Here is a 14,398-nt window from a genome sequence, read left to right on the forward strand (position 1 = left end):
ATCAGCGGCTTCCCAGCTTCTCGCGGCCAGGCTCTTCCGCCCGGCTCCGCCTGGCCTCGCGCAGCGCCATCAGCCACGTCCAGCCCCGTTTGGCCAGGTCCAGTGGCTTGCCTTCGATCAGCAGCTTCCGTGTATGCACGTCAAGGAATAAAAGGTAGAACGTAAATGCCAAGGCCGTGATGAACGCCAGTGAGGACGCATCGATGGGCAGTTCCACGAAGGACCAGACGGAGAGCTGGTCCTGCGCCCCGAACACCACAAAGAACGTGACGCCGACGTACAGCGACCTGATCTGCCAGTCGTCGCGGATTCCCGTGACGGCCAGGAACGGCAGGAACCAGAGGATGTACCACGGCTGGATGATGGGGGACAGCATCACGACGGCGGTGAACGCCAGCGCCATCCGGCGTACCGCCAGCGAGTAGTCACCCCGGAACATCAGCAGCAGGACCAGCCCGATCGCGGCCCATTTCATGCCCGTCCGCAACAGGGTGGCGAAGGTTCCGCCGGGGAGTCCCAGGACGTTGGCGAGGAACTCCACCTGCTGGCCCAGGAAGCCGGACGGCGAGTAGCCTGTGTACCCCGGGGTGGGGTCCATGATGGCCCAGGTCCAGCCGATGCCAAGGTTGTAGGGGATGCCGCTCAGGACCAGCACGCCGAAGCTGATGCCCGCCGTCGCAGCCCAGATCAGGAACTTGCGCGGCCACGACGCGGACGGGCCCGCCCACATCACACCGATGAACGGCAGCAGGAGCACGGTGATCGGCTTGATGCCGATGGAGGCGGTGACCAGGAGGATGCCCACCAGGTAGCGGCGCGTGGCTGCGAAGTAGACGCCGGCGACGGCGAGCCCCACCATGAGGGCGTCGTTGTGGGCGCTGGCAATAAAGCTGATCAGGAACAGCGGGTTGGCCACCGAAATCCAGAGCGCCCGGGCCCCGTTGATGCCGTGCAGTTCCGCCAGCTTGGGGACATAGATAACGCAGAGCAGGACGCCGGCGCCGGCCAGGAGGCGGAAGAGCAGCACGGACACGTCAGGCTGGGCACCTGTCAGCCCGACCACCCCGCGTGCCAGCCAGAGGAAGTAGGGGCCGTACGGTGTCCGGTTTTCAGCCCACGCAGGGTCGGCCCCCAACGAGAACCAGTTGCTGAGGCTTGAGATGCCCACCTCGTACGGGTTTTGGCCCTCCATCACCAGCCTGCCCTGGCCGGTGTAGGCGTAGACGTCCCGTGAAAACACCGGAACGCAGAAGAGCAGCGGCAGTGACCAGGCGGAGATGGCCACCACCACGGACCGCAGCGCCGACTGTCCCCAGTCCGCCAGCCGCTGGCCCAGCCGAAGCCAGGAACGGATCAGCACCATGGCGCCCACGGTGAGCAGCACGGTGGACACCGTCACTCCCCAGCCTTCCGTGCGGAGGGCAATGACCACCGGCTGGCGGATCATGGGGGAGCCGTTGGCGATCCAGCCCGTGCCGATGGAGCCGGTAAACATCATGAGGGCTCCGATGAAGCCCTCAAGGGTGGCGAGATAGGCGCGGCCGGTGGCCGGGCCGGAGGCTTTAGCCGGGGCGCCCGGCTGAGTCTCCGAAGTCCCGGGGTGTGACCCGCCTGCCGTCATGAGTGTCTGGTCCCTAACTTGGTTACGGCGCTGGTTGGACCAGCAATAAGGCCGCCCTGCAACCCCGCCATTTTATCAGCAGGGCTTCACACTGCCCCTGGGTGACGGACCGCCCGGAAGCCACAGTTTGGCAACAGGCCCGGTGCGCGGCCCCGGCTAGGACATCCTGTCGCTGCGGGCAGTCTGGTTCCGGCCCAGCGACTTGGCCATGTAGAGTGCGGCGTCTGCTGAGGCGATCAGGCGCTCAACGTCCGTTGAGGCGCCGTCGTAGGTGGCAATCCCGTAGCTGGCGGTGGGCATCTCCATCCCGTCCGCCGTGGTCGCCGCGGCCAGGCGGTTGCTGATCGACTCGGCGATGAGTTCCGCCCGTTCGGCGCTGGCGCCCGGGACGAGGATGACGAATTCCTCCCCGCCGTAGCGGCCTACCAGGTCGGTGGGCCGTACTGTGGCAGTGCACGCATCGGCGAAGGTCTGCAGGGCGAGGTCCCCGGCGGCATGCCCGTACGTGTCGTTGACGGACTTGAAGTGGTCCAGGTCTGCCAGGACCAGGGCGCCTGATCCCCTGGCGATGGACAGGTCCGCCAGCTGCTCCGCCGCCATTTCCAGGAAGGCCTTGCGGTTCAGCAGCCCCGTGAGATCGTCGCGGGAAGCCACCACGCGCAGGGCCCTGGTCTGCTGCTCGCTGCTGAGGGCCGCCATGCTGAACGAGACCACCACCAGCAGGACCATGGTCACCAGCGTGGTCACCGCGGAACCGAAGACGCTCTGGAAAACAGGCCCGTCCTGGCCTTCCAGCATGAAGGCACCCCAGCGCAGGAGGTAGAACACGGACAGTCCGCCCGCGGCCACGGCCATGGGGATCCGCACCCGGGAGTAGCCCGGTTCCAGGCGCCACAGTTCACGGGATGCCAGTCCGATGGTAAGGCTCATGGCCGCCAGGAAAACAGGTCCGCCGGACCAGGTATTGGTGGCCGGGTTATCGAGGACCGAGGCCACCAGGGTGGCCAGGGGGATACCGGTGAAGGCCCATGTGGGCGGGGGCACGGTCCGCAGCGACCGTGCACCCGCCCACACGGCCACCCCGCCGTGCACCAGCAGCACGTTCCCCAGCGGGTTGGCCCAGACCTGGTGGGCCGTGCCGTCCAGCAGGAAGCACGCCGATCCTGCCAGGAAAAACAGCAGCGCCAGGCACCACCAGCCGCTGTACGGCGAGCGCGTCACCCGGTAGGCCGAGAAATAGAAAAGAAACACCAGCACCAGCGCCATCAGACCGAACGCAATCCGGAGGGTCGCGGTATCCAGAACCATGATTGCCGAAATCCCCCTGATAACGAACAGTGCGCAGACCCCCAGTATCGCACCGGTCGGGGAGGCTGTCAGGATGGCGTTATCGGCAACCCGAGGGCCTAAGGTTGTCAGAACAGCCAGCAGGACTGCCTCGAAAGGCCAGACCCATGTTCCTTCTCTTTGGTTTGAAAACAGTGCTGAACGCGCTGCCCGGCAAACCGGCCACCTGCCAGTACTGCCGCTCGTTCGTCCACCACCGTCTGGAGGAGCGGGCCACCAAGTTCACGCTCTTCTTCATCCCCGTGTTCACCACGTCGCGGAAATACAACATCACCTGCACCAACTGCGGGTACGTTTCGAGCATCTCGGCGCGGCAGAAGCGGGCCCTGGAACTACAGCGGTAGGCCGGGTCCCCGTGAGGGGCCGCAGCCGGACTCCTAACCGCCGAACAGCGGCGAGAGGGACGTCCAGAACTGCCGGATGCCCAGGACGATGAACAGCAGGGCGCAGATCCCCAGTGCGATGTTGGAGTGGAGCTTGTTGGCCCACGCCTTGGGGATCCGCCGGCCGTTGAGCAGCCCCAGCAGGGTCAGTGCCAGGAACGGCATGAACAGCGAACCCAGTGCCCCGTACAGCAGGATCAGGCCGATCGGCTGGCCCAGCGCGAACAGGACCATGGGCGGGAACGTCAGCCACAGGATGTAGAACCTGAAGTATTTACCGCCCACCCGGGTATCCGGGTGGCCGGACTCCTTGCCCCGCATGTTGCCCCAGAAGTCGGCGAACATCAGGGAGACCCCGTTCCATACGCCGATGATGGAGGAGAAGGACGCGGCCCAGAAACCCACCAGGAACCCGGTTCCCACAACGTCCCCGTATTCCGCTTTCAGCACACCATAGAGGTCCAGCAGCCCTTCGTCGCTGGCGCTGAGGGACACACCCGCGGAACGCACAACCTCCGCACCCACAATGAGCATGGCGATGACGAAGATGCCGGTCATAACGTAGGCCATGGAGTTGTCGATCCGCATGACCTTCATCCACTTGGGCGTGTACCAGCCCTTTTCGCGAAGCCAGTAGCCGTAGGCGGCGAGGGTGATGGTGCCGCCCACGCCACCGGCCAGCGCCAGCGTGTAGAAGATGCCGCCGTCCGTCGAGGGGATCATCGGGATGAGCCCGGCGAGCATCTCCGGAATGTTCGGGGCGGCAATCACGGCCAGTCCCACCACGGTCACGAACATCATGCCCACCAGCACGGCGGTGATCTTCTCGAAGGTGGCGTATTTGCCCCACCACACCATCGCGAAGCCGGCGAGGCCCATCAGGATGGCCCACCCCCACAGCGGCAGGAAAGGGAACACGGCAGCCAGCGGCAGCGCCGCGGAGGACATGGCCGTGGCCCCGTACACGAATCCCCAGATCATGATGTACGGGCCGAAGTACCAGGTGGTCCATTTGCCCAGGGAACGCCAGCCCTCAAAGATCGTTTTTCCGGTTGCCAGCGTGTACCTGCCGGCCCCCTCGACGAGGATGATCTTCAGGACCACCCCCACAATGACTGCCCAGAACAGGCCGTAGCCGTAGCGGGAGCCCGCCACCAGGGTGGCAACCATGTCAGCGGCGCCCACACCTGTGGCCGCCACCACCAGTCCGGGACCGACGATGCGCCACTTCGCCGGGCGGCCGCCGTCGTCATCAATCCTGTCCGCATGGCTGACTCCGGGCTGGCTCTCCCTGCCCGCGTTCAACACAGCGTCGTTCCTTGCAGCGGCCTTGCCCATGGCGTCTTCGCCCACGGTTCCTCCTCGATTGTCCTGCAGCGTGGAAAACACAACTGCAGCCAACCTATGCCGGAACCATTGCCCCATCCAAGGACAACTGGCGGGTGCGGGGCACTTTACGGGAACCCGATGGCCGCTTCCGGGCTCTGGTGGATTCCGCCGGCCGGGGCTAAAGTGGGATCCGCCGGATGACGCCGGCGGAACCCGGGGACCTGATACCGGTCACCCACGGCAGGAGAGGGAGGTGGTTTTGATGACTGTTGCAGCCCCGCGCCCTGAGCGCTCCGCACCCCTCTTCCAGACTCCTTCCCTGTACTGCACCGGCCCCGCCTGACCCTTCCGCGGAGCGCCACAACACCCGGGCCCACTGCGGCCGGTGCGCAGGGGCTTTCCCTGAGGTATCACAGTGAACACATCATCAGGCCGTGCCCTGGACAGCATCACCACCACAAACGTCACAACCCCACACAACGCAACTCCAATCGGCCCGCGTGCCTACGGCTACACGCCGGCGGTCGCCCGGCACTTCGACATCCACCCCTTGCCCGGGGCAACGGAGCGGGGCCGGGTGGTCCGCGTGGACCGTTCACTGCTCCTGGTGGCCGCGGGAACAGACCTGCTCCACCTTCCGTATCCGCTGACCGGTGACGCGGCAGTCACCGGCGACTGGGTGTGGATGGGGCCCAACAGGGCCGGGGACCGCCAGGTCCTCGGCGTCCTTCCGCGGCTCTCGGAGCTCAGCCGGAAGCGCGCCTTCGAGGATTCCTCCGAGGCGCAGGTCCTGGCGGCCAACATGGACATGGTGGGCGTGGTGGTCCCCGTGGACCGGCCGTTGACGCACAACCGGCTGGAGCGCACGCTCGTGGCCGCCTGGGATTCCGGCGCCACTCCCCTGGTGATCGTCACCAAGGCGGACCTCGCGGGGGTTGCGGACGACGTCGTCGGGAAGGTCATCCTGCAGGCGGCGGGCGTGGAGGTGGTCACCACCTCAGCGGAAACCGGTGACGGCATCCCCGAACTGCTGGCGCACATTCCGGCGGGCGGCACCATCGTCCTCCAGGGGCCGTCCGGCGCCGGGAAGTCCACGCTCATCAACGCCCTGGTGGGCCGCGATGTCCAGCACACCGGGGAGGTGCGGTCCGGCGACTTCAGGGGTAAACACACCACCACATCCCGCGAACTCGTGCCCCTCCCCAACGGGACGGTCCTGATGGACACACCCGGCGTGCGGGGTTTCGGATTGTTCGACGCCGAGGACGGCATCGGCGGAATGTTCGGCGACATCGAAGCGCTGGCAGGCCAGTGCAGGTTCACGGACTGCGCCCACCAGAGCGAGCCGGGCTGTGCCGTGCAGGAGGCAATAGCGGAGGGCGTGCTGGAGGAACGCCGCTGGCACAACTACCTGAAGCTGCAGCGGGAGCTTGCCGCCCTTGCCCGCCGGAGCGACGCCGCAGCGCAGCGGGCCTACCAGCGGGAATGGCACCAGAAAGTGGTCATGGCCGGAAAGTCCCAGCGTTCCGCGGAACGCGACCTCTCTGAACAGCGTGGACGGCAGGACCGGCCGGGGCGCAAGCGGCGCTGAACCACGGCCTCGACCTGACGGGCGGTGCCCTGCAGGTGCGGGGCACCGCCGTCCGCCGGGGTGGTTCTAGCGGCTGTGTCCCGCGGTGCTGCCGCGGACAACCAGCTCGGCCGGGTAGATGACAGGTTCCAGCTGCTCTTCCGGGTTTTCGATCGCGCGGATCAGGAGCTGACCGGCTGTCACGGCCATGTCCACCATGGGCTGGGTCACCGTGGTCAGGCCCAGGCCGTTGGCGGCAAGGAGGGAATGGTTGTCGAACCCCACAACGGCAACGTCCTCCGGAACCTTGTGGCCCCTGCCCCGCACTGTGTCAATGACCCCCAGCGCCATCAGGTCGGAGGCCGCAAAAACACCGTCAAGCTCCGGCGCTTCGGAGAAAAGGGTCCGTGCAGCGTCGGCGCCGCCCGCCGTCGTAAAGTCCCCGTGGACCACGGGCCCGGGCTGCAGCCCGGCCTCCCGGATACCCTGCATCCACCCCTCCAGGCGGTCAACTGCCGCTGTCATGTCTGCGGGTCCTGCCACCGTTCCGAGCCGGGTGCGCCCGGTGCCGGCCAGGTGGCGGGCGGCAAGCCGGCCGCCCTCAAAGTTGTCCAGGTCCACATAAGGGACCCCGAAGCCCGTGGCCCAGGGCCGGCCGATGAAGACGGTGGGCAGGCCCGTTGTGCCAAGGGTCTCCGCCCAGTCGTCCGCCTCGTGGAACGAGACCACGATCGCGCCGTCGACGTGCCCGCCCCGCAGGTACCGCATGGTCCGGGCGGAGTCATCCCCCGCCCGGGACATCAGCAGCACCAGCTGCATGTCGGTGCCCCGGAGTGCCTCGTTGACGCCGGTGATGACAGCGGCGAAGAAGGGGTCCATCATCACGCGGGCGTCCGGCTCCGGAATGACCAGCGCAATGGATCCGGTACGCCTGGTCACCAGGCTCCGGGCAGCACGGTTTGGTGTATATCCGAGGGCCACGATTGCGGCGTCGACGGCGGCCTGCGCCTCCGGGCTGACCTTCAGCCCGCCGTTGATTGCCCGGGACGCGGTGGAGCGGGACACTCCGGCCGCCGTGGCGAGGTCCTCGAGCGTCGGGCTGGGCCGCCCGGCGTGCAGGAGGCCGGACCGGCGGGACTTTTCGTTCATTACACAGACAATACGACACCCGGCTCCGAAGGCAGCACGGGGTGGGTGCCGGCCGGAATCGCGTTGGCCGCCGCCACCGCCGAGTACCACCAGGCGCTGGCTTTCGGGATGCGTTCCTGGGTTGCATAGTCCACCCGCACCAGGCCAAAGCGCTGGTGGTAGCCGAAGGACCATTCGAAATTGTCCAGCAGGGACCAGGCCAGGTACCCCCGGACGTCCACGCCGTCCGCGATGGCGCCATGCACTGCCTGGAGGTGGGCCGCGAAGAACCCCAGCCGGTCCTGGTCGTCCACGAAGCCCGCCTCGTCGGGGACGTCATCGTACGCTGCACCGTTTTCGGTGATGTAGATGGGGATCCCGGCCGGACCCGTGTACTCCCCCTGCAGCCTGTTGAGCAGGCGCCGCAGCCCCTCCGGCTGGACCTCCCAGCCCATTCCCGTCACCGGCAGGCCCCGTGGTGCCGAGCGGGCGCCGTCGGCTGCCACGAACGGGGAGGACACCGGGCGGGCTGCCTGCCCCGGAGCCGACGTCGTCTCCTGCCCCGCCTGTTCCCCGGGTCCCGCCGGGTCCTTCGTGAGGGATTCACCGTGGTAGTAGTTGACGCCCAGCAGGTCCAGCGGCGTGGATATGATCTCGAGGTCCCCGTCCTGCACCAGGTCAGCCATTCCAAGGTGCGCCACGTCTGCCAGCAGGTCGGCCGGGTATTCCCCCCTGAACAGCGGGTCCAGGAAGATCCTGTTGAACTGGCCGTCGATCCGCCTGGCCGCGTCCCTGTCGCCCTCGCTGCCGGGATCCCGCGGATCCGGGACCGTCAGGTTCAGGGTGATGCCCACTGAGGCGTCCGGATCCTCGCGGCGCAGCGCACGGGCTGCCAGGCCGTGGCCGAGCAGCAGGTGGTGGGCGGCGGCAAGTGCTGCCCGCGGGTCCTGCCGTCCCGGCGCATGGACGCCGGCCGCATAGCCCAGGAACGCCGAGCACCACGGTTCGTTGAGGGTGGTCCAGATCCGGACCCTGTCGCCCAGGACGCCGTGCATGAGCGCCGCGTACTCGGCGAAACGGTAGGCCGTGCCCCGGTTGGCCCAGCCGCCCTTGTCCTCAAGCGCCTGCGGCAGGTCCCAGTGGTAGAGGGTCAGCCACGGTGTGATCCCGGCGGCCAGCAGTTCATCCACCAGGCGCGAGTAGAAGGCGATCCCTTCCGGATTGGGCGTGACGCCGTCGGGCATGCAGCGGGCCCAGGACGTGGAGAACCGGTAGGCCTTTATGTGCAGCTGGCCCATGAGCGCCACGTCCTGCTTGTAGCGCCGGTAGTGGTCGCAGGCCACGTCACCGTTGTGGCCGTCGGCCACGGCACCGGGCAGCCGGGCGAACACATCCCAGATGGAGTCCTGCCGGCCGCCGGTGTGTGCTGCGCCTTCAATCTGGTAGGCAGCTGTTGCCGCGCCCCAAAGAAAACCCTTCGGGAACGGAAGTTGGGTGGAACTCATCCTTTGACTGCTCCTTGCATAATTCCGGATACGAGTTGGCGTCCCGCCGCTATGAACAGGAGCAGGAGTGGGACGGTGGCCAGGACGGCACCCGCCAGGACCACGGAGTAGTCCACGAAGTGCGCGGCCTGCAGCAGCTGCAGAGCCACTGGAAGGGTGGGGTTTGACGGGTCGAGGACAATGAACGGCCAGAAGAAGTTCGTCCAGGTGGCCACGAAGGTGAACAGGGCGAGCATGGCGGCCGCAGGGCGCGCGGCCGGGAACCCGATGTACCAGAAGGCCTGGATCATGGACGCCCCGTCCATCCGCACGGCCTCGATGAGTTCATCCGGGAGGGCGTCACGCAGGTATTGGGTCATCCAAAACACGCCGAAGGCGGTCACGACGCCGGGGATGATGACCGCCCACAGCGAGCCGGTCCACCCCAGCTTAGACATCACGATAAACAGCGGGACGACGCCCAGCTGGGTGGGAACCGCCATGGTAGCGATGACGAACACCAGCAGCCCCTTGCTGCCGCGGAAGCGGAGCTTCGCGAAGGCGAATCCGGCAAGGGTGGAAAACACGACGACGGACGCCGCGGTCACGCACGAGACGATCAGGCTGTTGCCCATCGCCTTCCAGAACGGGATGCTGTCAAAGACTTTCGCGGCATTGGCCAGGAAGTTCCCGCCGGGCAGCAGCGGGATGCCGCGGCTCAGGACCGTGTTGTCATGGCTTCCCACCAGGAATGACCAATAGAGCGGAAAGAGGGACGCCAGCAGGACTGCACCCAGGAAGCCGTAGGTGAGGAAGCCGGGCCGGCGGTCACTTCCGTGGCCGGACCTTGGTTTCCTGGCACCTGGCCCGCGCCTCGCTGCTGCCTTGGCTGCCCCTTTCCCGGCGGTCTGTTCGATCATGGGGATGGAGCTCACTTGCGGCCTCCCTGGCTTGCGATGCGCTTGGTGATGAGGAAGTTGAGCAGGGCGATCACCACAATGATCAGGAAGAGCAGCCACGCCACGGCAGAAGCCCTGCCGAAGTTGCGCTGGCCCCAGCCGAGTTCCCAGATGTACATGGTCAGCGTCTGCCACTGCCGGTCCGCTCCGCCCAGGCCGGACTGGTCAAAGACCCGCGGCTCATCGAAAATCTGCAGGCCGCCGATGGTGGAGGTGATCACCACGAAGATCACCGTGGGCCGCAGCATGGGAACAGTGACGGAGAAGAACTGCCGCAGCCGGCCGGCACCGTCGATCGTCGCCGCCTCGAACACGTCCCTTGGAATGGCCTGCATGGCGGCGAGGAAGATCAGCGCGTTGTAGCCGGTCCAGCGGAAGTTCACCATGGTGGCGATGGCCAGGTGGCTCGCAACGGAGTCGGAATGCCACCGGACCGGGTCCAGCCCTGCCGCCTTCAGCATCTCGTTGATCAGCCCAAACTGGTCCGCGAAGAGGTTGTTGAAGATCAGGCCTACCGCCACTGGCGCCACCACGAACGGCACCAGGACCCCCATCCGCCAGAACGTCCTGGCCCTCAGGTTCGCGTCCAGCACCGCCGCGATCACCAGGGCGATGACAACCTGGGGAACGGAGGACAGGATGAAGATGCTGAAGGTGTTGCCCACTGCGTTCCAGAAGTAGGGCTGGGATACAACGAAGGCGTAGTTCTCCAGGCCCGTGAACTTCCCCTGCCCGCCGATGAGGTTCCAGTTGTGCAGGGAAACCCAGGCTGTGTACACCAGCGGGAAAAGCCCGGTGACGGCAAACAGGATGAAGAATGGCGAGATGTAGAGGTAGGGGGAGAGCTTGACGTCCCACTTGGAGACCTGCTGGGAGAAGGCCAGGCGCCGGACACCCTTCGTCCCTTCCGGAGGCAGGGACGGTCCCCCTGCCCTCCGGGGCTTGACCCGGTCGGTGACAGCCATGCCTAGAGGGACTTCACTGCGGTGACGAACTTCTCCCAGGAGGAGGCGGCGTCGTCCGACTTGTCGACGTCCACGCGGGTGAGGGCCTGCTGCATGGCGTCATTGATGGCGAAGTACTTGGTTCCCTTGAACGGGGTCACGTCAACAGCCTTGGCGCGTTCGGCGAAGATCTGGCCGGTAGGGGCGCCGTTGAAGAACTCGTTGGTCTGGCCCAGCAGTTCCGGGCTTTCCAGTGCCTCCTTCTGGCTGGGGAAGGTGCCCTTGGCGGTGAATGCCTTGATCTGCTGCTCAGGCGCGGTCAGCCAGCCTGCCAGCTTCTTGGCCTCGGCCTGGTTCTCGCTCTGGGTGGGAACCGTCAGGTAGGACCCGCCCCAGTTTCCGCCGCCGCCGGGGAAGACGTTGGCAACGTCCCAGCCGGTGACCCCGGCTGCGTTGCCTTCGATGACGCCGAGCATCCAGCCCGGGCAGAGGGTTGTTGCGAAGGCGCCGGTCTGGAATCCGGAGGCCCAGTCGTCGCTCCACTGGCTGAGGTGGGCGGACAGTCCGTCCTCGGTGGAGGCCTTGAGGACCTGGTTGTAGGTGTCCTTGACCTTCTGGTTCTCCGTCGCGATGACGGTGCCGTCCTCCTCCTCGTACACCTTTTCCAGCTGGTTGCTCATGCCCTGGTAGATCGCCCCTGCCGAGTCGAACCAGGCGGAATCGGGGCTTGCGGCCTTGTAGGCCTTGCCCGCTTCGAAGTAGCTGTCCCAGGTGGTTCCCAGCATCGCGGCAACTTCCCCACGTTCGGTGGGCATGCCGGCCTTCTTGAGCAGCTCGGCGTTGTAGCAGACGGCCTCAGGGCCGGAGTCGGTGCCGTAGCCAAGCAGCTTGCCATCAGCGGTGGTGGCGGCCTCGGCCTTCCAGTCCAGCCAGCGTCCCTCGACGGCGGGGTCGGAGAGATCTGCAAAGCGGTCCGGATACTGCAGGAGTTCCGGAAGCCAGTCCACCTCTACGGCCTCGATATCGGACAGTCCCGAGCCGGCGGCCAGCCGGGTGGTGAGGTTGTCCCGGGCTTCGTTGGTGGTTGCCGCCTTCTTGTGCTCGATGGTCACGTTGGGGTTCAGCTCTTCGTATTCTTCGAAAAGCTCCTCGTAGCCGAACTCGTTGAAGGTGCCCACCGTGAGAGTTACGGGGCCGGAGCCGGTGGCGTCGTTCACGCCACCCTTTTCCGGAGCGGAGGATCCGCAGGCGGACAGCGACAGGGCCAGGCACGCGGCCGCAGCGGACAGCACGGAGAACTTGGTTGGGTTTTTCACAGGAAAGACTCCTTCGTCAGGTAAAAATGCCCTGCCGACCGGCGCAACGGTCGAAGGCGAAAAGGTGGTGAGCGGTAGAACTGGGCCGGACCGTGATCCGAATGTGGGAGCGCTCTCACCACATGGTGTCCCACCTCACAACTCCTTGTCAAGACGCCGTAGGAGCGCTTCCACCCCACCCTTGCCGGTGCCCTTCAGCGGTGTTACGCTTCCCCGACGAGAGCGCTCCCACCGCCGCAGCTTTTTCCTGCCGCCCAGGCTCGACGAATCCCACCAACGAACAGGACCAGCAATGCCGCTAGCCCACGTCCCCCTTTCTCCGCGCGCCGACAGGCCGCACGGCCCGCACCCTCGCAACCATGGCCGTCGCCGGCACGTCGCCGGCACCGTCGCACTCCTGGCCGGCCTGGTCGCCAGCGGAGGGACCGTGGCCGCCGCCGCGCCGGGCACTCCCCCCGTTGCGCAGGCATCGGTGCAACAGGCTCCCGTACCGAAGGCTCCCCCTGCCCTTCCCCAGGCTGCCGAGCCGGACTTTGGCCCCAATGTCCGGATCTTCGACCCCAGCATGCCGGTGGCCGAGATCCAGGCAACCGTAGATTCCATTGCTGCCGAACAGGTGGACGATGAGATGGGATCCAAACGCTACTCACTGCTGTTCAAGCCGGGAACCTACGGCACCGCCGAGGAGCCGCTCATCGTCCAGGTGGGCTACTCCACCGAGGTGGCGGGGCTGGGCGCTTCCCCCACGGATGTCACCATCAACGGGCATGTGGACGTCTACAACCGGTGCCTTACTGCGGATAACTGCATCGCCCTGAACAACTTCTGGCGGTCCCTGTCCAACCTCACCATCAACGTCACCGGCCTCGAGGGCTGCCGCAGCTCCGCGAATTTCTGGGCGGCCTCGCAGGCGTCGCCCATGCGGCGGATCAACATCACTGGCGGCAACCTCTCCCTCATGGACTACTGCACCGCCGGGCCGCAGTACGCCAGCGGCGGCTTCATCTCCGATTCGAAGACGGGCGATGTCATCAACGGCTCGCAGCAGCAGTACTTCGTGCGTGACAGCAGCATTGGCAACTGGTCCAACGGCGTCTGGAACCAGGTCTTCTCCGGGGTGGACGGAGCGCCGGCGCAGTCCTTCCCCAACCCGCCGTACACCACACTCGCCGGCACACCGATCAGCCGGGAGAAGCCCTACCTCACCCTGGATTCTTCGGGTGAGTACAGTGTGTTCGTTCCCGCCGTCCGCATGGAATCCTCCGGGACCACCTGGGAAAACGGCCCGACGGCGGGGCGCAGCATCCCGCTGTCGGACTTCTATGTGGCCCGCCCCTCGGATTCGGTCAAGACCATCAACTCCCAGCTGGCACGCGGCAAGAACCTGCTGCTCACCCCCGGGGTCTACGGCATTGATGAGAGCATCGAGGTCAAGAGGGCCAACACCATCGTCCTGGGACTGGGCATTGCCACCCTCACCGCCGTCAACGGCGCCGTCCCGCTGACCGTTGCGGATGTGCCCGGCGTGGACATCGCAGCCGTTACGATCGACGCCGGCGACGTGAATTCACCCGCGCTCATGCGGATCGGCAAGCCGCGGCAGGGCGAGGGCAGCGGGCCTGCCAGCTCGGCTGTCCACACTGATCCTGCCAATCCCACCACGCTCCATGACGTGTTCTTCCGCATCGGCGGACCGCACGTGGGCAAAGCCTCGGTCAGCCTGGAGGTCAACAGCGACAACGTCCTCCTGGACCACATTTGGGCCTGGCGCGCCGACCACGGCAACGGGGTGGGCTGGACCACCAACACCGGCCGCAACGGCGTAATCATCAACGGCGACAACGTCACCGCCACGGGCCTTTTCGTGGAGCACTACCAGGAGTACAACGTCATCTGGAACGGCGAGAACGGCAGGACGGTCTTCTTCCAGAATGAGCTGCCCTACGACGCGCCCAACCAGGCCGCCTGGCAGCACGACGGGGTCCTTGGCTGGGCCGGCTACAAAATCGCAGACTCCGTCACAACCCACGAACTCTGGGGCGGCGGCAGCTACGTCTACAACAACGTGGACCCCACCATCCACGCCACCCGGGGCTTTGAGGTGCCGGTGACGCCGGGCGTGAAGCTGCACAGCCTGCTCACGGTCAACCTGGGCGCCGGCACCCTGGACCACGTCATCAATGACACCGGCGCTCCCGTGTCAACGGACGCCGTCGGTGTGCCCAGCTACGTCCCCAGCTTCCCGTAGGCGGGGTGCGCGGACGGACGGTTAAGCCCGTCCGCGCACACTGCTGGCCACACGCTTGGGGCCGCGCTC

General features: G+C 66.4%; 11 protein-coding genes. 3 read left to right on the forward strand and 8 right to left on the reverse strand.

Annotation, left to right across the window (positions count from 1 at the left end):
- Position 1 precedes the first annotated feature (1 nt).
- Together mptB and HTS88_RS18035 are read right to left on the reverse strand one after the other, a co-directional pair.
- Positions 2-1,621, reverse strand: a complete 1,620-nt coding sequence (gene mptB / locus HTS88_RS18030) for a polyprenol phosphomannose-dependent alpha 1,6 mannosyltransferase MptB (RefSeq protein ID WP_174180794.1) — start codon at positions 1,619-1,621, stop codon at positions 2-4.
- A gap of 156 nt (positions 1,622-1,777) precedes the next feature.
- Positions 1,778-2,929: a GGDEF domain-containing protein gene (locus HTS88_RS18035; protein WP_174180796.1), complete on the reverse strand. Its 1,152-nt coding sequence runs from the start codon at positions 2,927-2,929 to the stop codon at positions 1,778-1,780.
- A gap of 146 nt (positions 2,930-3,075) precedes the next feature.
- Here HTS88_RS18035 and HTS88_RS18040 point away from each other — a divergent pair, with 146 nt between their 5' ends.
- Positions 3,076-3,312 carry a zinc-ribbon domain-containing protein gene (locus tag HTS88_RS18040; RefSeq protein ID WP_174180798.1) on the forward strand — a complete coding sequence of 79 codons (237 nt, stop codon included), beginning with the start codon at positions 3,076-3,078 and terminating at the stop codon, positions 3,310-3,312.
- 33 nt (positions 3,313-3,345) lie between these two features.
- Here the strand turns inward: HTS88_RS18040 and HTS88_RS18045 are convergent, their stop codons facing one another.
- Complete coding sequence (locus HTS88_RS18045) at positions 3,346-4,689, reverse strand: Nramp family divalent metal transporter (RefSeq protein WP_246256439.1); 1,344 nt, start codon at positions 4,687-4,689, stop codon at positions 3,346-3,348.
- Positions 4,690-5,095: 406 nt separating this feature from the next.
- Here HTS88_RS18045 and rsgA point away from each other — a divergent pair, with 406 nt between their 5' ends.
- A complete protein-coding gene (rsgA, locus tag HTS88_RS18050) occupies positions 5,096-6,271 on the forward strand; it encodes a ribosome small subunit-dependent GTPase A (RefSeq protein ID WP_174180800.1) in 1,176 nt (391 codons plus the stop codon).
- Between the two features lie 66 nt (positions 6,272-6,337).
- Here rsgA and HTS88_RS18055 read toward each other — a convergent pair whose 3' ends face one another.
- The 5 genes from HTS88_RS18055 to HTS88_RS18075 are packed head-to-tail and all read right to left on the reverse strand — an operon-like array spanning position 6,338 to position 12,081.
- Positions 6,338-7,399, reverse strand: a complete 1,062-nt coding sequence (locus HTS88_RS18055; protein ID WP_174180802.1) for a LacI family DNA-binding transcriptional regulator — start codon at positions 7,397-7,399, stop codon at positions 6,338-6,340.
- A complete protein-coding gene (locus tag HTS88_RS18060) occupies positions 7,399-8,883 on the reverse strand; it encodes a glycoside hydrolase family 1 protein (protein ID WP_174180804.1) in 1,485 nt (494 codons plus the stop codon). The genes HTS88_RS18055 and HTS88_RS18060 overlap by 1 nt, the downstream gene beginning before the upstream one ends.
- Entirely contained in the window at positions 8,880-9,797 is a 918-nt protein-coding gene (locus HTS88_RS18065; RefSeq protein ID WP_174180806.1) for a carbohydrate ABC transporter permease, read from the reverse strand. Before HTS88_RS18065 ends, HTS88_RS18060 begins: the two co-directional genes overlap by 4 nt.
- Complete coding sequence (locus tag HTS88_RS18070) at positions 9,794-10,786, reverse strand: carbohydrate ABC transporter permease (RefSeq protein ID WP_174180808.1); 993 nt, start codon at positions 10,784-10,786, stop codon at positions 9,794-9,796. The genes HTS88_RS18065 and HTS88_RS18070 overlap by 4 nt, the downstream gene beginning before the upstream one ends.
- A 2-nt stretch (positions 10,787-10,788) precedes the next feature.
- On the reverse strand, positions 10,789-12,081 hold the full coding sequence (locus tag HTS88_RS18075) for an ABC transporter substrate-binding protein (RefSeq protein WP_174180810.1): 1,293 nt from the start codon (positions 12,079-12,081) through the stop codon (positions 10,789-10,791).
- Positions 12,082-12,373: 292 nt separating this feature from the next.
- Between HTS88_RS18075 and HTS88_RS18080 the strand changes: the two genes are divergently transcribed.
- A complete protein-coding gene (locus HTS88_RS18080; protein WP_246256432.1) occupies positions 12,374-14,329 on the forward strand; it encodes an adenylyl cyclase in 1,956 nt (651 codons plus the stop codon).
- Positions 14,330-14,398: the final 69 nt, after the last annotated feature.

Origin of the sequence: Pseudarthrobacter oxydans, assembly GCF_013314975.1 — a bacterium.
GTDB lineage: Bacteria > Actinomycetota > Actinomycetes > Actinomycetales > Micrococcaceae > Arthrobacter > Arthrobacter oxydans.